Raw genomic sequence first — 19738 nt, forward strand, 5'->3', positions numbered from 1 at the left:
ACTAGGGGCGGCTGGCAGCCGCCTGCTGCTTCACAGGCCAGGCGTCTCGGAAGGCCCGCGCATCAGCTGCGTGGCCGTCAGCCTGTCGCGCCAGCTCTTGATGCGCTCGGCTGCAGTCTGCGAGTAGCTCACCGGCGGCAGTGGCGTACTCAGCGACGGTGGCGGGGGCGGTACCGGCAGCAATGCGGCGGGCAGCGTCGGCAGCTTGCTCGCGCAGGCCGTCAGACTCAGTGCGAGCGCGGTCAGCATCGCGCTGCAAAGCCGCTTCACGGTTGCGTGCTTCATTCAGGGCTCCTTGGTACTTGAGTGCGGTGGCGCGCTCGGCCGCCCATGCGGCCTGGCTGGCGCGTGCGCGCTCGGTGGCATGGTTGGTCTGCAGGGCAGCGATCTGGCCACCCAGGCGCCAGTCCTGCAGTTGCCAGGCGGCAGTGGCCGCCACGGCTGCGCCGAGCACGGCCGCAGCGGTGTGGGTGACGAGCAGCGGCGCCACTACCGGCCCCCTTCCACATAGGCCACAGGCATGTTGCCGAAGAAGCGCCAAAACGACAGCACGGGAACGCCATCGCGGCGAATCACGATGTTCAGGTCCGCCATGTCGGCCAGCGATAGCTCCCCCCGCAACAGCGGTACATCCTGGCCAGCGATGGTGCGGCAGCGGTTGAAGCATTGCTCCGCAGGCACCCAACCGGCCACGCTGCTGTAGCCCAGCGTGGTGGCCCCCGAGGTCGCGGTGTAGGTCACGGGCTGGGGCGTGGCTGGCATGGTCAGCAGCACCATGCCCAGGGCGATATCCACCACCGCGGTCATGGCCTGTGCCCCTGCAGCAGCCCTTCCAGGCAGGCCGTCGTCTCGGCCACACGCCGATTCGCCAGGCCTTGCACAAAGCGCATCTCGGGCTTGCCATCGGGCAGCATGCGGCCGGTGCGCACATAGCTCCACACGGGCCTGCCGCTGTCCGACATGCCCAGCCGCCGGCAGCCCAGCGCCCAGTCGCCCGCGTTCCAGGCCACCAGGGCCTGGCTCGCGCAGGTGTTGCCCACGCCGTTGTTCCAGGCATGGCTGGTGGCCATGTCGAACACGCTCTGCGGCGGCAGCCGCGTGAAGCACCGGGCCAGGCGCAGTTGCAGCACCTCGATGGCGGCACCCTCCTCCTGCGCGCAGCGCGCCGGCGTCCAGCGCTGGCCCACGACCACCGGCGTGCTCGTCACATGCCGGGTGATGCCCTTGCAGACCGTGGGCAGGCCGCCCGCCAGCGCATCGGCATACACCAGCCCGGGGTCGCGCGCATCGGGCTCCCACTGGCCCAGGAAGGTGAGCACGCCGGCACTGGCCAGCGCGAGCGAGCCGACCAGGTGGGGGAAGTAGCGCAGGCGGTCGGCACCGGAAGATGGGCTGCCGCTCATTCTTCGGCCCCCTGCTCGCCCAGGTCGCTCTCTTCGCCCAGCCCCTGGCGCAGGCGCGCCATGCGCAACGCATGCTCGCGTGCCTGGCGGCGATTGGCCTCGCGCTTGTAGTACCAGGTGACGGCCAGGCCGGCAATGGCCACGGCGGCGCCGACCAGGCCCAGGAACTCGTTGGACGTGATCCAGCCAAAGCTGGTAAGCCCCGCGCCGGCCGCAATGGTCTTGCCGCCCGTGGCGCCCAGGGCGTCGATGGTTTCGTTTCTCATGGGTGCTGCTCGCTTTCGTCGGGCGTAAAAAAACCCGCACGGGGCGGGTTGTGGGTACATGCGCGGATTGGCGCTGCGGCGTCGTTGGATCCGTATCGCTGGGGCTCTCGCCAGCCAGGGTTTCGGAACAGAACAGCGCGTCGGGATCCTGGGGCACGATGGGCACCACGAACCGCAGGTTCCCCCGCAGGCCGTAGCGCTTGCCCTTGCTTCTCTCGAACCACTGGCGAGCCCGGTCTTCCAGTTCGTCGAGGACTCAGAGCGCATCCAAGTGCGCGCGCCTTTTTGTAGGCGATCTCATTGAAGCGCACGCCCTTTTCAACCAGCTGGCGGCCCCGTGGGCCCCATCGGCAATCACCAGCTCGCAAGGCAGTACTGCCCGTGGTCCAGGATGCGCGCCGCGTGGCTTGAGACCGCACCCAGGGCGGGCCAGATGGTTTCGTAGAAGGCGGCGTGCATCACGCGACCCCAAGGCCGAGTTGGCCGCGTACGACAACCACGAAGGCCGCCCACGCCGTGCGCACAGTGGCCAGGGCCTGCGAGGTCGAGGCGGCGCGGTCCGGCTCGTTGCGCAGCAGCCGGGCGGCGCGGATGGCATCTTGGGCCCCGCGCCAGGTGGCGGCCTTCTGCAGGATGTCGTTGACGGCCTGCTCGCCGGTAAAGCCCTGGCAATGGCCCAGCTCTGGACCATGCCTGGCACCGTGCCCAGGTAACCGCCCTGCGCATAGGCGTGCGCCTCGCGCTGGGCCTCGTCGGACTCGGCTTGTCGATCGCCGGTGGTCAGGCTGTAGATCACATCCGCATCGGCATCGATCTGTGTCACGGCCGCGGCGCGCAGGGGCGCAGGGGGACTAGGTCGGACCCTGAAGAGCTAGGAAGGTCGCCGATCCAATTGGACACGACGCCCTGGCCGCCGATAGCGTTGAAGGGCAGCAACTCTTCGCCGCCCTCCACACCCTCGACACGGTATACCGAGGTCTGCACGACCACGCTCTTGAAAGGACCGTGCACAGTCCCGGCAACAGTGATCTTTTTCATGGTCAGGCCACCTTAAATTTTTGCGCAATGACGCGATTTGCGGAAGCGAGCGATACCGTCGAATCCCAACGATATCCAGGACCGGAAACCTCACGCACAGAGAAAATCGAGAAACCGAATGGCTCCGCGAGGACCAAGTTGGGAACGTTACCGCCCGTCGGTGTTGCAAAAAGAACGCTGGGTGTTCCGGTGTAGTTGTTGATTGCGTTCAGGTTGCCTGCTGTCAACTGTGCCGGCGTGGGAACTTTGCCCCACATGAAATTTATGAGAGGTGGTACGCCCCCGTTGGTGTACGTAGTAGTCGCCGAAATGGCCCGCGCAGTTTTCATCACAGGGTTGTTGCCGGAAATCTCCAGGCGATAGATAACCCCGCTGTTTTCGTTGGTGCCCACCATCACAACGCAACCCGAGGTATCAGCTACCATCAAACTTGCATGGTTTGAATTACCGGCAGTGGTGACGCTGATTTGCGTGCCCGCAACCACGGTGCCAGCGTTGTCGGTCAATACGTTAAAGGCCGCATCGGGGCCTGGATTGCTGTTCCAGCCAGCCACAATTACCTGGTTGTTTCCGACAACGTGAAGCACGCTCGGTTTGATGTTGGACATCAGCGTCACCGCCGACGCGACAACGGTCGTTGCAGGCGCACTCAAAATAACGCCATAGCTACTGCTTGCGCCATACACCATGGCCACGCGACCCGAACCCAGCAACCGGTAATGGCCGTTGTTTCCAACGGGGTTGGCCAACTGGTGACCCGTGCCACCAGTCAGCCCCGTGCCCGACACCGTCACCAGTTGCACATAGCCGATTTGATCGCTACCCCAGGAGAACGACAACACTTTGCTGCTGCCGATGTCAATCAAATCAATGGTTGCACTGCCACCATTGCCGTTACCGCCGCCAACGTTCGTGATGCCGTATTCCCCGGCACCGATGGTGGGCGTGGTGCCGGAAATGGTGATGGCCTTCAAACCGCCTTTTGGCGTGCCGGCCGCGCCATAGTTGAACGACGCCACAAACCCCTGCCCAGCGACTGAGATCAGATCCTGGATGCCATCGGTTATCAGAGATGCACCCGCCACCGAGAAAGACACCGGGCTGTTGACGGTGATCGCGGTGCCAGAAAACCCCAACACGACAGCCTGACAAGCGGGGCCGTTCGGGGACGAGAGAAGCAGCACCTGGTCAGTCATCGACTTGATGGCTCGCATGTTGAGCGATTGCGCAGCCGTACGGACCACCACCGGCGTGCCGAACTGCCCGGCCTGACCGTCCCACACCACGGCAGCGATGCGGGTCGCGTTGTCGGTGAAAAACAGAACCTCGCGTGTCGCGTCTAGTTGCACGACGAACTTCAACTGGTTGGACGCGCTGGCGAACGCCAGCGGCACGCTCAGAAAAGAGTAAGGCAGGTGCCCGCGCAACACCCAGGCCCCAGCCACGCTGCCCACGTTCTTAGGGTCGGCCGCCACACTTTCCGAAGGTCGCACCCAGCCCAACGGAGTACCGGCACCATCGCGGATTTCCAGGTCCCAGCCTCCGGCGTTCTGGATCACGAAACCTGCGATACCCACCGTCAGCATGTTGGCAGCAGGCAGTTGCACCCACTGGCCCGGGCCGGTGGTGGTGATGGCCTGCACCGCACCGCTCGCGGCCATGAGCGTGGTGTTGCCGCTGGCGGTGCCGGCGCCCACGCCCCGGGTCGGCGCCGTGATCAGCGCATACAGCCCGCCTCCATCCACCCCCAGCACCTTGCCCGCATCGGGCATGCCTGGCGACGGCAAGGTCGAACTCTCGCCGGCCAGGCTGATCGTCCAATCGGTGTAGGTGCCCGAGCCTCGCACGTCCGAGAAAGCCACCGTGGCCACCAGCGCACCTGTCCCAGGGTCAGCGCTGGACAGCGTGCCGACCATGCGGGAATTCGTCGGGTCAGCAGTGCGCGCGATCACGATGCGTTGGCCGATGGCAAAGAGCTTCCCGGTCTGGGCCAGGGTGAGGCTCTTGGTGCCGGAGCTGAGCGTGAGACTCGTGGTGCTGGTGGCGCTGGTGGCGGGAGAATTGACGGCACTGGCGGCGCTGGCCGCAGCGGCGTCGCGAGCGGCTTCCGCGTCAGTGACCGCATTGGCAGCTTCGGCCGCAGAGTCTGCAGCACCCGAGGCGCTGTCAGCAGCCTCTGTCGCGTTGCCGAACGCATTCGCTGCCACTGCTGACAGTTCAACCCCGAAGGTCTGCTGCGCCACGCTCCAGGGATACGCGCGTACGTTGAAGCTGCTGCGGTCGTTCGGGTCCGGAGGGCTGGGCAGCGCGGTGATGGTGGGTGGATTGGTTGGCATCAGATGAGCCCTTTCACGTTGATGTTGATGGAGGCGTGCCCGAAGCTGTCGTAGCCCACGGGCGAGGAGGAAGCAATGCCAAAGACGTTCAGGCCCTCATAGCCCTTGGAGGGCGTGGCGAAGAACGCCACAGGCCGGTCGAGCACGCGCTGCAGGGTCTTGAGCGCAGCATCCGCATGCTCACGCGGCATGACCACGCTGGCGCGCAGGTTGGTGGCGCTGTGGCGCTTGACGATGCTGGTGGTGCCGTCGTCATTCGTCTTGATGTAGCTGTAGGTCACCGGCTCCGCCGACGCTCCGTACTGGGTGCCGCCCCACTGGGCTTCGTCGCTGATGAGCGGTATGTAGTCGCCCACCACGATCATCCCCACGCCCACCGGCTGCCCCGCTGCTGCCGTGATGGTCAGCGTAAGCTCGGCCGTGGGGCGGATTGGGATGCCGGTGAACACCAGCTTGCCCACCGGTCTTGCGGGGGTGAACAGGTACTCGTACCAGCCCAACGCATCGTCCACCAGAAAGCCCGATCGCGCATAGATCACCGCGCCACCCGGCGCGTCGCGCACCGTCACGCTGTACTGTCCACCCGTGAGCCCGTACAGCGCCAGGCTGTTGAAATAGCCCGGCTTGAGCACATAGGTCAAGCTGCCGATGGTTGAGGCCTGCGTGCTGGTGTAGATATCGAACGGCGCCATGCGGTCCGTGGGGCCGATGTCCACCCAGCGCGTGCCATCGTTCTCGGGTGTGGGCGTCGCTGCACTCGTGTGCACGGCGGCGCATTTGTACTTGCGATGCGTCGTCGCGCGGATGCGGATGTCGCCCACTGCATAGGCCACGCCAGCGGCCCACGCCGTCTCGCCCGCGGAAGGTTCGGCAATGGTGGTGCCGGCACCGATCATGGTGTCGGTGATGGTGATGTTGTCGATGATGTTCATGGTCAAACGTTCTCCACAAGCATGGGGGCCTCGGGCCGCCCGTTGACGGCATCGGCGGTGCGCGTTGCAGCGCGTTGCAGTGCATCGTTCTGCCTCCGCACTTCGATCAGTTCGGCACGCACGCCCTCCATGGCGGTCAGCATGTCGTTGCTGTTGCTCCAGCCTTTGCCCGCAGTGAAGGGGTTGTAGGCTGTAGGGATCACCGCCTCGCCTTGCTGCAGCAGCGCAAAGCCGGTGCGCGGAACGCTGCGCGTTCCGCGGTGGAAGATCGGCCAGTTCATCTGCTTGGCGAACTCCTCGAAGCTGCCAGGCATGGCCCCCAGGATCGCCTCGGCCTGTTCCAGCGAAAAGCCGCTGCCGGCAATCACGTCGTAGATGTCCTTTGCCGTGGCCCCGTGATCGAGCGCAATGCCCGCTGCCTCGCGGATGGCCGCGCCCTCGAAGTACACGCCCGAGGAATTCAGTCCCGTACCCGTCGCGTAGTTGTAGTAAGCACCGCTTTTGCCCAGCGCCCCTCGTGCAGCGACGTTGGAACGAACTTGCGACTCCTGGTTGTAGGCCCGTATCAACACAAGCAAGGTTTCCGACAGGGTGCCAACTCCGGTGTCGATACCGCGCATTGCACTGATCATTTCACGGCCCTGCTCCAGGTCCTCCTCCAGCTTCTTGGCCTGGCTTTCCGCCTCGGTAAGCTGGTCGCCGCTGATGTCTTGCAGCCCCTTGAGCTCGTTGGCCACCACCAGGCGCTCGTAGTCGGCCTCGGACTGGCTGGCGTAGGTCGTGGCGGCAAAATCCTTGCCGACCGCCTCGATGGCCTCGGACAGCAGCTTGCCATCTGGAAGCTTGCCCGAGGTTTGTGCCGCCGCCAACGCTGCGCTGATGAAGTCTCGTCCCTGCAGGCCCTCGGACTGGACCGTTGCCTCCACTTCGCCGAACAGCGACTGAGCGGCCGACTTGGTTGCATCGAACACGCTGCGCGCGCTGTCGATGACGCCTTGCAGCCGTTCACGCTCTTTGTTGGTTGCCGCCTCGAACCGTGCGAAGGCCGCATCGGTATTGCTGGTGGCTGCATCGACCATCTGCACTGCAGAATCACGCTGCCGAGTCAGCGCATCGAGCTGGGCCTGTGCCGCGTCCTTGATGCCCTGGATGTAGGCGCGTGTTGCCTCGTTGGCGTCATAGAGCGTCTCGATCTCTTTGCGGCGTATCTCGTCCAGGCCAGCGAACTGGGCCATGTACTGGCTCTTTTCCAACGCCTTGGCTTCGGGCTCTTTGCCCTGGGCGCGCAGCACCTCCACAGCCAGGCTGTCGCGGTCGCTGGTGAGCGACTTCACGGCGTTTTGGTAGCTCTGCGTGAGTTCGTCGACCACGTTGGACAGGTTCTCGACCACGGGGGCTTGTGCGTCGAGGCTGTCGAATGCGGGCGCCAGGTGGACGGCGAGATCCATCACGTCCGCGATCTCCCCGGCCGTTGCGCCACCCTCCACCAGCCCGTCCACGAACGCCCGGATTCCGGCATTGCCCATCTGCTGCAGGCTCTCAGCGGTCACGACCTCAGCGCCGAACAACCGATTCGCCTGGCGCGCGCCGCTGCGCAGCAGAGACTGCTTGCGTTCCTCATCGGTGTAGTACGCCTGCATATACGCTGACGTGGTCGAACTGAATCGCTCCAGGCCGCCGAACGCTTCGATGAAATCATCGGCAAAGTCGGCTAGCGCCAGGGTGCCCTGTTGAATGCCAAAGCCCAAGGCATCGCTTGCTTCGTTGAGCGCGTTGAAGCTGGTGGACAGGCGCGTCAGCGTTTCGAGGGCGGTCTCGCCCACCTTTGCAAACTCGCTGGCACGGTAGACCATCTTGGTTGATGTCTCCGACTCCTGGCGATAGGTGAACATCGAGTCCTGGCCAGCCATAGCGCTGCCCACGCTGTCGGCCACGGTACGCGTGATGGTTTCGGTCACCGGCTCGAAGTAGCCCAGCAGCTCCTTTGCCATGGCCGTTCCGGCCTTGCCCATTGTCGCGGTTATTTTTGCTTCGATTTCCTGGGCATTGAGACCCTGAAAATTCAGGTCTTGCTGGTCAAGCTGGTGCTTGAAGTCGGCGACCGAATCGCCGGCCAGGCCCAGGCTATTGGCCATGTTCACGACGTTCTGGCGCACCCCTTCATACGCCTTGTTGATGGAGTCAGATTGCTTGCGCGTGGCCTCCTCAAGCCCTGCGGTGTTCTTCTCCATCTCTGAAATGATCATTTCATAGACCATTGCCATTTGGCTCGCGCCTTCGCCCCCGTCTTGCAGCTTCTGCAGACGCTCGCGGTAGCCGCTAAGGGCTTCAAGCGGGTTGTGCGTTGAGAACTCAGGGCCGCTAACAAGATTGCCTCCCTCGCGCCACTCTTGCCACGGGGTGAGCGTGGTTCCACTGCCAAGCGTGCCCGCCAGACCGCTACCAATCATGGTCTCGGACCGCATGCCGCCGAGGATGTTGATCACGGCCATGGCGATAAGGCCAGCCACGCCGCCCGCAGTCCATGAGCCGGCCGCTGCTGCTGGTGCAACGGTGTAGCCGCCCGCACCAACCACGCCATTGGCCACCCCGCCCCAGGACGCAACGGTCTGGGGTACAAGTGGCGTCAGACCGGCGGCGCTGCTGCTAGCTGCCGCAGCACCGCTACCAAGGCCAAAGGCGTTTCCGATGCTGCCTAGGAAACCTTGGCCGCTGGTCAGGCCCGTCCAGCCTTGGTACAGCGAACTGCCCGTGCTGAACAGGCTACCCAGTGCCCCCCCCCCCCCGGCAGCGACGGTGCCATTGCTCCCGCCCATCACGCCAGTTACCAAGCTGCTGAGCGCCCCTGAGATAGGACTCATGATTGCACTGATCGTCGGCTTGAGCACTAGGCTCTTGAACTGCTCCTTCAACGCCTCGCGGAGGTTCTTCCCAAAGTCCTTGCCCGACTCCAGGCTCTTCATGAACGCGTCGGTCAAACTCCCGTTGATCTGGTCGGCTGTCTTTTGCCAGTCGGCCTGCACCAGTTTCTGGACCTCGGTTTCCGCATCGATCCGGCTTTTCTCTTTGACTTTGTCGTTCAGTTCCTTCTTGTTCTCCTCGGAGTGGCCGCTCTTCCTGATCTCATTAAGCTCCTTGGCCTGGCGTATTTCGATGGTCCGCAGCGCAGCGAGCTTGCTGCGCTCCAACTGCGACAAGCCTGTCAGATTGACCTCCTGCTGAACGAGCGCGTTGTTCTCGCGGGACTGCTCGATCTGCTCCTTCAGCGCATGGTTGCGCTTGGAATAGTCCGCCGTCTCCTTGGTAGCTGCCGTCTTTTCCTGCTCTTCAAGCAGCTTTTTCAATGCGTCAATGCGTTCGGGCTGATGGTCTTCGGAGCCAGGAGTGGCGGCGGCGTTGAGTCGCTCCTTTGTTTGCTGAACGTTCAGCTTCGCGACGGCGATTTCGTTCTTGCCCAGTGTGTCGATGCTGGCCTGCAGGGTCGCCCGCTGCTTGGCAAGCTCGGCCGTCTGCTTCCTGATCTCTTCCGTCGCCTTGGCGTATTCGTCCGCGCCTGCTTCCGGCTTGCCCACAGGAGCGGCAGGCGCTTTGGCCGCAGGGATGACAAGTGCCAATGACGATGAGGACGAAGATGAAGCGGCCGCAACAACTGCCTCTTTTGCCGGCGTCTTCCCCGTCGCCCGCGCCGACCCCAAAACGGTTGCCGCAGCTGCGGCCTTGGCTTCCTGTTGTTGTTGCTGCTGCGATTGCGCCTGCGACTGCTGCATGGACACCGCTGGTGCGGCAGGGGGTCTCCCGGATTTATCATCACAGCAGCAGACAGCCGAGCGGACAGCGGACGGGGTTGCAGGGGTTGGCTTGCCTCCGGCAGGTGGTGTGGCCGCCTCAGAAACGCTCGCCGGTCCCGAGGTGGTTTTCGGACTGCCAGTGTCGGGAGCAGGCTTCTGGGCTGGAGCTGGAGCCTCCTGCGCTTTCTGCCTTGCGCTGGTGATGCGCCCAATTGTCTCCACCAGGTCCTTCGCCGCGCCGTCACTGTCGATCTTCACCTGCTTGGAGATCTCAGCCGCGGCAGACCAATTGAAAGTGGCCAACTGCACCGCGATCGCGGCCATCCCGCCAATCTGGGTGCCGACCTGCACCAGCACATGCTTGAGGGTGGCGGCACCGATGGCGACGCCTTCAAACACCAGGCCAATGCCTTTCTGCAAAGTGGCCAGCGCTCCGGTAGACCGTGCGTTGTCATCCATCGCCCCAGTCATGGACCGGACAATGGTGATGGCGTCCCTGATCGCCCCCGTCGCAAGCGTCACGGAGTCAAAAATCAGTGAACCTGCATCACCTTCACTGATCGACCGGAACAGCTCATCCCAGGTATTGCTGAGCTTGGACAGCGCCCCATCCAGGGTCTGCGCGTGCCTGGCGGTCGTCCCATCAAACGTCGTGTTGCCGATCTTCTCGATATAGCCCACGATCTCCTCGGAGCTGTTTTTGACCGTGGTGGTAACGCCCTGGAAGGTCAGGGCAACGTTGTCCCCCTCCTTCTTCGCAGAGATGCCAAGCTGCTCCAGGCCGCTGAACTTGCCATCGGTGGCATCGGTGACCGCATCGATCATCTTGCCGAAGTCCAGCCCCATCGCCGTGGCGGTGTTGCTGAAGCTGGTCATGGCCTCCTGCGTTGGATCGAGGCCCGCCGCCTTCATCTTCACGAAGCCCTGCGTCACCTCTGCCAGACTGACAGGCGTGTCCATGGCAAATTGCCGCAGCCACTGGAATTCGCGGGCGGCATTGGCCGAGCTGCCCGTGGCCACAACCATGGTGGTGTTGAGCTTGTCGAACTCCCGCTGCACGTCCACAAGCTTTTCGACACCCTGCAGAGCCCAATCGCCAATGTTCGCAGCAACGTGGCCCTTGATGGCCCCAAAAGCCTGGCCTAACCCCATGAAATCATTGGCTGCCGCCTTGGCCTTGGCCGACGAATCGGCCAGACCGGCGTTGAGCTCTGAAACGCCCTTCGGCGCAGACCCTGCGACGGACTGCAAGCTGGACGCAAGCGCACCCGCATCCTTCGTGGCAGAGCCAAACGATGTCTGCAGGACCGAAACCAAAGACGCGATGTCTTTGGAAACTCCGCCTACGGCATCACCCACCTTAGAGAAGGCCGCCATGCTGGCGCCAGCCGCAGCGGTCACTTCCTTGACGGCAGCAGCAACCATTTCCTGCTCGCTGCGCAGCTTGCGGCTCAGTCTGATTTCATCCTCGATATAGCTAGGCACGGCCAGCCCCGAAGGGGTCATGCCGCTTACTGCAGATAAATCAATGGCCATAGTCAAACCCCAACAAAAGAGGACTCGCACCCAGCAGGTCCAGAAAACAAAAAAGACCACCCGAAGGTGGCCTGGCTACAGTCAATTCGAAGCAGCCTTGCTCTCGGCCACCTGCAGCCCTGGTGCGCATGCGCAGCACAAAGCCTCATGAAAATTGGATGGCATCGCTGGCGATGCCTGGTGCAACCAGGGGACGAAAACCTACGGCCATCAATCCCTGCCGCTGTTCATCTCTTCCAACGCCGCCCGCTCGATCACCTGCACATCCGCAAAGATCGCGTCGCGCTCGCCATCGGTCTTGCCTCGGTGCAAACGATCCAGCGTCGCAAACACCGCCGGGTAGTCGAGCCCCGTGGCCCCGCCCATACCCACGCGCCACTGGGTGCTCACGCTGCAAAACAGCAGGCAGGCGTCCACGTGCTCGGGCCAGACTTCCACGTCCTGCTCGGGGAAGTCGCTTAACCGCATGCCCCAGGCCGCCAGCTCGGTTTCGTCGGGCGGCTTGTGGTACGGCGCGCGCCCGATGGCCTTCAGTTTCCCAGGCGCAGGCCTTCGCGGGTTTCGTTGTAGGCCTTGAACACGGCCTCGGCGGCGCCGGGGTAGCTGTCGCACATGTCGACCAGGGCGTCCACGCCCAGGGGTTCGTCCAGGTCCCAGCCGGTGACGATCTGCACGATCAGTTCGGCGCTGTGCCGGGCGCGCAGGCTGGCGATGTCGCTTTCCTTCACGGGCTTGATCAGCGCCGTGATGGCGGCGTCCTTGGCGTCGGCGTCGGACGACACCACTTCGCCGCCATCGTTGGCTGCGGCAACCGCTGCAGCAGCCGCCAGCTTCTTGCCGGCAGGCTTCTTGGCGACGGCAGCCGGGGCCACAGGCTTGTTCGCCTGCTCGGCCGCATAGGCCTGCTCGGCCTCCTGGCGTGCGGCGTCGAACAGGGCCTGCACGGTCTTGCCGATGGCATCGGCGTGTTGCTCGCGCATCTTGGCCCACACGGTGGAAGGCAGGTGGCGGGCGTCGAAGTTCACTTCGTCGAGCCCGTGCGGGGTGGGCACTTCCACCTTGAGTGCGAAGGACTTGGGGGTGGATTTGCCGATAACGAGTTTGGCCATGGTGATTGTTCTTTCGAGGGAGAGAGAAGAAAAGCCCGTGCCCAGCCCTGCCGCCCCCTCGAAGGAGCGAACAGGGCCGGGTCGGTGCATGGGGTGTGACAGCACGGCCAGGCCGGGGATGGCTGGCGGTGCAGGTCATGGAGCGAAGTGCCCGGGCGCGCCGGGAACAACCGCTCAGTAGCGCGTGGGGCGGCCTTGCAGCGAGATGGTGGCGCGCACCTGCATCACGCTGCCCTTGGTCAGCGTGGGCGTTTCGTTGAAGGACACGAAGCCGTTGTACAGCAGCACGGCGCCGTTGGGCAGGGTGACCTTCAGCGCGCGGATGGCGCGGGCTTCGCCGGCGGCCTTCAGGGCCTGGTAGCCGGGCAGCGATGGGTCGTCGCCGATGCCGATCTGGATCGACTGGGCGCTGGTCACCGTGGGCAGCTGGCGTTCGTAGTCTTCTTCCAGGAAGGAGAAGTTGGCGAACTGCTGATCACCGCCGCTGGTGGTGAACTCCAGGATCTGCGGGATCTGCGTCCAGGCCGTGATCTCGCGCAGGCTGCCCACGCCGGTACCGGCCGCGAAGCGGTTGGTGTCGGTCGTGTCGATGCCGGTCACGTCCAGCGCGTTGGTGGCCACGTTGGAGGCCTTGAACACGCGGTCGCTGATCTTCTGCCAGCCCGACTTGAGCTCGTAGAAGGCACCGTTGAGCAGGCCGTGCGCGGCCGAGGTGATGACGCCGGGGTTGGCGTTGGTAACGGCGGTCACGGTCTTGACCGAGCCGTAGGTAGTTGCAATGGCGATGGTTGCGCCGTCGGGCAGGGATACAGCCATGGAATGGGCCTTTCAGTGGAGATGTTGAAGTGACAACAGACAAACAAAAAAGCCGCATCAATCAACGAAAGTGCGGCGGAAGTTCTGCGTGGCATGGGGCAGGCGTGTCCATCCAGAAGAACCGGAAGGAGCGGCCTGCCGCGGGGCAGAGTGAGCGGTGGGTCAGGACTGCGGCGGCTGCTGCTTGTGCAGCCACAGCTCCCAGGCCGTGATCGCGCCCTTGGCCAGGCGGATCAAGGTTTCATGCAGTGCTTTGGTGGCGGGGTTCATGGGGACCTCGGCGAATGGATGTTGGCGCACGCCGCAACGCGCGCGCAGCGCGGGTGCGCCATGCACAGGGACAGTGGAAAGAGGGAGAACGAAACCAACGCTGCGGCCCCGAAAAGCAGGGCCGCAAAAGCAAAAAATCCCGCAGGGCAAACCATGCGGGATTGGCAGAAATTCAAGACGACACACCACCCCAACCATCTACCGCAGTCGCTACAGGCGAGGAGCCAGGCTGTGGCTGCGGGCAATCAACAGAGGGGCGACGGGCGAGAGGGTAAGCACCCCCTGCAATCGTCTGGTGCAATTCTAACCGCGATGCATGGCGTTGTGCAAGCGTTTTTTCATCGACTGGTTGCGGCGGCTCACGCAATCGTCCAGCATGTTGAGCATGCGGCGGCCGTCCTGGCCCATGGGCTCGCGGGCCTTGCGGCTGCCGCCGCAGGCCTTGCACACGCGCCCCAGCATGGGCGTGCCGGGCACCAGCGCACTGCCGCGGCCCATGCAGGCGCGGCAGGTGGGGTCGAGCCAATAGCACACGCTGGTGCGCGCCAGGCAGCGCGGGTCGGCCAGGCGCTTGGCGGCGGCCCAGTGCTCCACGGCCTCGAGCACCTGCGCCAGCGAGCGCAGGCGCGAGAGCAGTTGCACGGCATCGGCCACCGGGTGGCTGCGGCGCTGTTGCGCGGTGCTGTCCCATTCGCCGCGCAGGCGCATCAGCGCGCCGCCCAGCATGCCGGGCGACCAGCCGGCGGCAATCAGCACATCGGCATCGCCACGACGATCGGGGTCCACCTTCAGGTTCGAGGACGAGGTGCCCGCGCGGGTATAGCCCTCTTCCACGGTACGGTAGGGGCTGTGGGTGGGGTCGGTGGTCATCAGCATGGTCATCCCTGGTGTTGGTTGGTGGTGGTGTCGTCGGTGTGGCCGTGCAGGGCATCGGCGCTTGCGGCTTTCAGCGTGCGTGGCACCACGCCGCAGCGCACGGCGTTGTCCTGCAGGGCCTTCAGGCGCCGGTACTCCGCCAGCACCACGGCATGGCCGGCGCCGGCGCCGGCCGCGCCGAACACGGCGGCCAGCTCGCCCTGGTAGGCATCGGTGTGGGCGCCCTCCTTCAGCGAGCGCCAGAACTGCGGCCCCTGCGCCAGCGCGCGCACCTTGCAGCCATGGCAGTGGGCGCGAAACAGCGGGCTGTGCGCGCGCGTCTGCGCGGCCTGGCACGCAGGGCATGGCTGCCCTGCCCCACCACTGCGCAGCAGCGCGCAGACCACGGGCCGTGCGCCTGGGCGCTCGGCAATCAGCAGTGCGGCGCTCATGACCAGCCCTCCTCCACCATGGCGATCAGGCGCACCAGGGTGGCGCGGTCCATGGCGGGCAAGATGCGCTGCCGCACCGCATCCACCGCCGCTGTGTAAAAGCGCTCGAAGGTCTGCTGGTCCATGGCCTCGTAGCGGATCGACTGAACGATGGGCACGGTCTTCCCGTTGCGCGGGTCGATCGCATCGTCGCAATAGCCAGCCGCAAGCTTGAAGGCCACCAGCGCCTTCTCGCGCGTGTCGTAGATCTCGCTGTTCTCTGCCACCACCTGCAGCAGCGCGAACAGGCGGCGGTGCTGCGGGGCATTGCGCGGGCGGCTCCATTCCATGCGCAGGCAGGTGCCAGGCTTCATGACTTCGAGCTTGCGCGCGAAGCGGGTCCAGGCATCGTGGTCGGCCGGCGTCGTGCCGCGCAGTCCTTCGGCGGATTTGATGAGCATGGCTTTCATGGGTGGTACGTCCTTTCTGCGGTGGTGTTCAGGGGATGGGCTGCGGGGCCCGGGCGGTAGGCCGGCCGCCGCACCCCGGTCGCGGCACGCAATGCGCCGGGCCGTTGGAGTGGTGCTGCGGCCGCCAGGGGGCCCGCCGATGCCAGTGCGCGCAGGGCGGCACGGTCCATGGCGGGCGAGGCTGGTTGCACTGCCCGCACAGCAATGGGCAGCGCATGGCGCGGCTCGGCCGAAGCCGGCTGCGCCGTGGCTGGGGGTGCGCTCGATGGCATGCCATCACCGTCTCCACCACCGGCAAGCGGCGCTGCCGTGAGGGCCTGCAGCGAGTGAAAGCGCACCGCCGTCTTGCCCGCCGCGTTGCCGCCTTCGTACACCAGGCGCGCGCGCTCTGCATTGCCAATGAATGCGATGCGCGGCGGCGGCAGGCCGACCTTGGCGTACTCGCTGTCCGGGCTGCGGTCGCCGCCCAGGCAGCGCGGGTAGTCGAAGCTGCCGCGCCCGGTGTAGGCCCGGTGGCTTTCGCAAAAGCGGTGCTGCAGGTAGCCCAGCTCCTTGAGGTCGGTGCGGCACACCTTGGGCCAGCCGCCCAGGTCCTGCACGGCGGCGTGGATGGCGGGGTCGTCAAAGACCACGTCGGTGTAGGCGCCCACGCTGCCCATGGCCTCCAGCGTCTTGCCCCAGGCCAGGGCCGCCCGGTCGGCCGCCGTGCCAGCAAGGATGCGCACCACATCGGCCACGCGCGGCGCAAAACGGCCGTGCTCGGGGTCGGTGGCATGGCGTTGCATGGCCTGGCGGATCTGCGACAGCTCGAACGGATGGCACGCGCCCCACCACAGGTCCAGCACAAAGCGGCTGGCGTCCTGCCGGTAGTAGGCGAGCACGTCGGTGATCAGCTGCGCAAACAAGGTGCGTTCAGAGGGCTGCATGCGGTGGCTCCTTTCCATGGGTGGGTGGGTGATCCAATACCTCGGACAGCCCGGGCGCCTCGGCCGCCCAGGCATCGGCCACGCTGCGGTTGCGCTGCTCCAGCGCCTCCTGCCGGTTGGCCGGCGCGTGCAGCACGCCCGGCATGTGCATGCCTGCAGCGCCACTGCCGCTGCGCTGCCCTGCGGCGCGCATGCACACGGCCTTGAGGTACTGCGCCGGGTCGGCCGGGCGGGCCACGCAGGCGACGCGCACGGCCTCGGCCACGATGTCGCTGCCATAGTCCTTGCACAGCCGGCCGACAAAGCTGCCGCACTGCGCACGCGGCATGCCCGCCTGCTGCAGCAGCGATTTGCCCGCGGACCACAGCGCATCGCGCGTCAGGCCATCGGCAGGCCCCTCGGGTGGCAGGCCGGCACCCGCACCGCCGCCCCGGCTGGCGGGCGCAGGCCCCTGCGTGCTGCCCTGCCCGCTGGCCGGTGCAGCGCCGCACATTGCGCCAGCAACGGGGCTGCTGTCCCCACCAAAGAGGTCTGTTCCATCTCCTTCTCCGTCTCGCTCTCGGCTCCGTTCCTTTCGGTTCCCTTTAAGGCAGGTTTCCGGTGGATTGCCGGCGGACGGGTGCAGGATTTCCGGCGGAAAGCAGTCGCCCTGTTCGGGCCCGCAGCCCTCGCCCTGCGGCGCCATGCCATGCGGGTAGGCCCCGGTCTTCCACAGCGCCTGCGGGGGCACGCCCAGTGCGGGCTTGCCCTCCTTGGCGCGCTTGGCGTTCTCCTTGCGCAGGCGGTCGCAGTACTTCTCGTAGGCGTACTTCTCCTTGGCGGCAAAGGCCGCAATCGCCTTCTCGGCCACCACGGGGTGGTACAGGCGCCCGTCGGCACATTTCACAAAACCGTGCAGCGCCGCGGCGCGCACCTTCTTCCATTCCTTGAGCACGCGGCCATAGCCGGCCAGGTTGGCCAGCTCCACGTCATCGTCGGGCAGCGAGGCCGCGGGCACCTGGTGCCAGGCCGCGCACCACAGCAAAATGCCCGCGCGAAACGCCTCGCCTTCGGCCGCCGCGGCAAACTTCGAATCGCGCAGCCGCCGCACGTCGAGCTCCATGTACTGGAAGTCGCTCAGGTCGCAGGCGGGCAAGGTCAGCGGTGCAGGCAGGCCTGCGCTGACCTTCACATTGCTGCTGGTGCTGGTGCTGCTATGGCTCACGCGCCCTCCTGCCCCGGGGCCACGGCATAGGCCTCGTTGAACTGCGCCCACAAGGCGGTGCCCGGCTCGTGGGGGTTCGCCTCGGCCAGCGGAATGTGCTGCGCGGCCGCCAATTGCGCGGCGGCGCGCAGCACGTCGGGCGTCAGGCGCTGTATGGTGTTGCCAACCGCCATCACTGCCTCCAGTCGCGCGCAATGCGGCGGCTCTTGTCCAGGCTGGCCTGCGCCTGGGCGCGGCTCTCGATGCAGATCGCCCCCCTGGCACGCGGCGCCAGGCCCACGGTGCGCAGACCCCGGCAGTTGAACAACAGTACCGCCGTATCGGCAGGCACCGCCTCAACACCGTGGGCGCAAGCGCCGCCGCGGGCCTGAAGGCGCGGCGCAGCCGCATCGGCGGCCGCAACAACGGCACCGCGCGGGCGCACCGATTCAAAGGCATTGGGCCCCGCATGCACGGGGGATGGTGTGGTCGATCGCATGGCTCGTACGGCTCCTCACAAGGCGTGCGGGCGCCCACGCTCCCGCAGGAGCGCACGGGTGGGCCCATCACAAAAGAAAGAAAAAACACCCGGCGCCGCACCAGGCAAAACAAGGCAGCGCCGGGCAAGGTCCACAGCACCGGCTGCATCGGCGCTGCGGAAGGAGAAAGCGAAAAATCAGCAGCCCTCGGCGTCCGGGGCTTTCGGGCCCGGCCCACTGCCGCCCCGGGACTTGCTGGGCAACATGCCCGCAAAGTCCACTGCCCCCTGCGTCAATGCATGCAGCTCGCGCATGCGGCTTCGGGGCACGGCCCTGCGCCAGTGCGTGATGGCGCTGGGCGTCAGCCCAAAGTGCTCTGCCACCGCCTTGTTGCGGCCAGGTTCGGCATCCAGCCAATCCGTGAATCTCATGGCAGCAAGTTTAGTTTTATCTAAACAAATAGTCAAGCACAAGCTAAAACACCTTGCCAAAAATTTAGCTACAGCTAAACTGCGCACCCATGAGCAACGACAGCACCCGCCGCGCGGAATTCACCGCCTACTTCGAGAAGCACTTCGGCACCGACCGCCAGCGCTTCATGGACCAGTTCGGCGTGAGCAAGGGGCGCATGACGCAGTACCTGGACGAGGAAGAGGCCTTCGGCGAGCGCGCCGCCCTCAACCTCGAAAAGCGCGCCAACCTGCCCCTGGGCAGCATGTTCCCCTCGCTGCTGCGCGCCGGCAGCGAGGCCGCGCGCATCCTCGCCCCCGAGGGCGTGCCCGTGGTGGGCACCGCGCAGCTGGGCGACGACGGCTACTTCTGCGAGCTGCAGTACCCCGTGGGCCACGGCGACGGCCGCATCAACTGGCCCACGCGCGACCCCAACGCGTATGCCCTGCGCTGCAAGGGCGAGAGCATGAAGCCGCGCATCCGCCACGGCGAGTTCGTCGTCATCGAACCCAGCCACGGCTTCATGCCAGGCGACGAGGTGCTGGTGCGCGAGCGCAGCGGCAAGGTCATGGTCAAGCAGCTGGCCTATGTGCGCGATGGCATGGTGCACCTCGATTCGGTGAACGAGGCGCATCCGCGCATCAGCATTCCGGAGGATGAGGTGGAGGTGATTCAGTATGTGGCGGGGATAGCGAAGTCGGCGTTGTGGAGCAATGACTGAGCACCCGTTGTCGACCTCCTACACCTGCATCGGCTTCGACATCCGCGTCTGGCCCTGCGATGGCACAACTCGCGTGGGCCTGTCGGATTGGAGCCAGCACGACGCCATGCATGCCGCCGTCACCAGGCAGTTTGGGCTGCAGGAGAACCTGTACCAGTTGCTGGACATCAAGGACCAAGAAACGCTGGACGCGATCGCCCAGGCCATCCAGGCCAACGACGCGTGCAACCTGATCGCCCTACAGATCCCTGAACCCGTGGCCACATGGCAGAACGAACGCTTCGGACACCCGCTGGGTAATCCCGCGCTGTCGCTCGAGGAATTTCAAAGCATGGGCATCGACGTAGCGGACATCAATGGTTTCTTCTCCATACTGTCCTTCGACCCCATCTCGAAATTCAGGAAATCGACCGACCTGATCGATGAACGCCATCTCGATGAGATCCTTCACGTCATCCAACTGGCTGGGTTTGCCGACCGAGGCCATGCGCCCTATTGCGCAGTGAAGATTTCTGCGTTGAAAGTCTGACGCCTGCAACTGCAGCCTTCGGTGGACGTGATGCTGTGGTGGATGATGGTTGCTGCATGCCTCTGCCGAGGGCGGGGGCCGGGGAGTGCGCCCGGAGTGGCCGTTTTGACAACATGCCTCTGCTGAGGGCGGAGGCCGGGTCTCGGCCCGGCGGCCGAGGTACCTTTCTTTGCGTCGCCAAAGAAACGTACCCCAAAGAA

General features: G+C 65.3%; 21 protein-coding genes. 2 read left to right on the forward strand and 19 right to left on the reverse strand.

What is annotated here, in order from left to right:
- Nucleotide 1: 1 nt before the first annotated feature.
- The 19 genes from AC07PA_RS30305 to AC07PA_RS30395 form a co-directional block, all read right to left on the reverse strand.
- A complete protein-coding gene (locus tag AC07PA_RS30305) occupies nt 2-490 on the reverse strand; it encodes a hypothetical protein (RefSeq protein WP_494610070.1) in 489 nt (162 codons plus the stop codon).
- On the reverse strand, nt 490-807 hold the full coding sequence (locus AC07PA_RS30310) for a hypothetical protein (protein WP_494610071.1): 318 nt from the start codon (nt 805-807) through the stop codon (nt 490-492). The genes AC07PA_RS30305 and AC07PA_RS30310 overlap by 1 nt, the downstream gene beginning before the upstream one ends.
- Nucleotides 804-1403, reverse strand: a complete 600-nt coding sequence (locus AC07PA_RS30315; RefSeq protein ID WP_494610072.1) for a lysozyme — start codon at nt 1401-1403, stop codon at nt 804-806. Before AC07PA_RS30315 ends, AC07PA_RS30310 begins: the two co-directional genes overlap by 4 nt.
- The gene (locus tag AC07PA_RS30320) at nt 1400-1669 is read right to left on the reverse strand and encodes a holin (RefSeq protein WP_494610073.1); all 270 of its coding nucleotides are present in this window, start codon (nt 1667-1669) and stop codon (nt 1400-1402) included. The genes AC07PA_RS30315 and AC07PA_RS30320 overlap by 4 nt, the downstream gene beginning before the upstream one ends.
- A gap of 819 nt (nt 1670-2488) precedes the next feature.
- Nucleotides 2489-2707 carry a hypothetical protein gene (locus AC07PA_RS30325; protein ID WP_494610074.1) on the reverse strand — a complete coding sequence of 73 codons (219 nt, stop codon included), beginning with the start codon at nt 2705-2707 and terminating at the stop codon, nt 2489-2491.
- Between the two features lie 2 nt (nt 2708-2709).
- The gene (locus AC07PA_RS30330) at nt 2710-5043 is read right to left on the reverse strand and encodes a hypothetical protein (RefSeq protein WP_494610075.1); all 2334 of its coding nucleotides are present in this window, start codon (nt 5041-5043) and stop codon (nt 2710-2712) included.
- Nucleotides 5043-5975 carry a hypothetical protein gene (locus AC07PA_RS30335; protein WP_494610076.1) on the reverse strand — a complete coding sequence of 311 codons (933 nt, stop codon included), beginning with the start codon at nt 5973-5975 and terminating at the stop codon, nt 5043-5045. Before AC07PA_RS30335 ends, AC07PA_RS30330 begins: the two co-directional genes overlap by 1 nt.
- Before the next feature lie 2 nt (nt 5976-5977).
- A complete protein-coding gene (locus AC07PA_RS30340) occupies nt 5978-11299 on the reverse strand; it encodes a tape measure protein (RefSeq protein WP_494610077.1) in 5322 nt (1773 codons plus the stop codon).
- A 210-nt stretch (nt 11300-11509) separates the two neighbouring features.
- Nucleotides 11510-11767, reverse strand: coding sequence for a DUF1799 domain-containing protein (locus AC07PA_RS30345; RefSeq protein WP_494610078.1), 258 nt, complete (start codon nt 11765-11767; stop codon nt 11510-11512).
- Nucleotides 11768-11829: 62 nt separating this feature from the next.
- Nucleotides 11830-12408 (reverse strand): phage tail assembly chaperone, encoded by a 579-nt coding sequence (locus AC07PA_RS30350; protein WP_494610079.1) that lies wholly within the window; start codon nt 12406-12408, stop codon nt 11830-11832.
- A gap of 174 nt (nt 12409-12582) precedes the next feature.
- On the reverse strand, nt 12583-13224 hold the full coding sequence (locus tag AC07PA_RS30355; protein ID WP_057202751.1) for a phage tail protein: 642 nt from the start codon (nt 13222-13224) through the stop codon (nt 12583-12585).
- 573 nt (nt 13225-13797) lie between these two features.
- Entirely contained in the window at nt 13798-14370 is a 573-nt protein-coding gene (locus AC07PA_RS30360) for a hypothetical protein (RefSeq protein ID WP_494610080.1), read from the reverse strand.
- 2 nt (nt 14371-14372) lie between these two features.
- On the reverse strand, nt 14373-14801 hold the full coding sequence (locus tag AC07PA_RS30365) for a hypothetical protein (RefSeq protein WP_007853361.1): 429 nt from the start codon (nt 14799-14801) through the stop codon (nt 14373-14375).
- A complete protein-coding gene (locus AC07PA_RS30370) occupies nt 14798-15250 on the reverse strand; it encodes a hypothetical protein (RefSeq protein ID WP_494655411.1) in 453 nt (150 codons plus the stop codon). The genes AC07PA_RS30365 and AC07PA_RS30370 overlap by 4 nt, the downstream gene beginning before the upstream one ends.
- Nucleotides 15247-16176, reverse strand: a complete 930-nt coding sequence (locus tag AC07PA_RS30375) for a DUF6475 domain-containing protein (RefSeq protein WP_494610082.1) — start codon at nt 16174-16176, stop codon at nt 15247-15249. Before AC07PA_RS30375 ends, AC07PA_RS30370 begins: the two co-directional genes overlap by 4 nt.
- On the reverse strand, nt 16163-17380 hold the full coding sequence (locus AC07PA_RS30380) for a DUF1376 domain-containing protein (protein WP_494610083.1): 1218 nt from the start codon (nt 17378-17380) through the stop codon (nt 16163-16165). The genes AC07PA_RS30375 and AC07PA_RS30380 overlap by 14 nt, the downstream gene beginning before the upstream one ends.
- Nucleotides 17377-17553, reverse strand: coding sequence for a hypothetical protein (locus AC07PA_RS30385; RefSeq protein WP_494610084.1), 177 nt, complete (start codon nt 17551-17553; stop codon nt 17377-17379). Before AC07PA_RS30385 ends, AC07PA_RS30380 begins: the two co-directional genes overlap by 4 nt.
- Nucleotides 17553-17858, reverse strand: coding sequence for a hypothetical protein (locus AC07PA_RS30390; protein WP_494610085.1), 306 nt, complete (start codon nt 17856-17858; stop codon nt 17553-17555). Before AC07PA_RS30390 ends, AC07PA_RS30385 begins: the two co-directional genes overlap by 1 nt.
- 177 nt (nt 17859-18035) lie before the next feature.
- Nucleotides 18036-18269 (reverse strand): hypothetical protein, encoded by a 234-nt coding sequence (locus AC07PA_RS30395; RefSeq protein WP_007862257.1) that lies wholly within the window; start codon nt 18267-18269, stop codon nt 18036-18038.
- An 89-nt stretch (nt 18270-18358) separates the two neighbouring features.
- Between AC07PA_RS30395 and AC07PA_RS30400 the strand changes: the two genes are divergently transcribed.
- On the forward strand, nt 18359-19009 hold the full coding sequence (locus AC07PA_RS30400) for a S24 family peptidase (RefSeq protein WP_007862258.1): 651 nt from the start codon (nt 18359-18361) through the stop codon (nt 19007-19009).
- A gap of 7 nt (nt 19010-19016) precedes the next feature.
- A complete protein-coding gene (locus tag AC07PA_RS30405; protein WP_494610086.1) occupies nt 19017-19538 on the forward strand; it encodes a hypothetical protein in 522 nt (173 codons plus the stop codon).
- Nucleotides 19539-19738: the final 200 nt, after the last annotated feature.

The organism is Acidovorax sp. GW821-FHT09B03 (assembly GCF_059418305.1).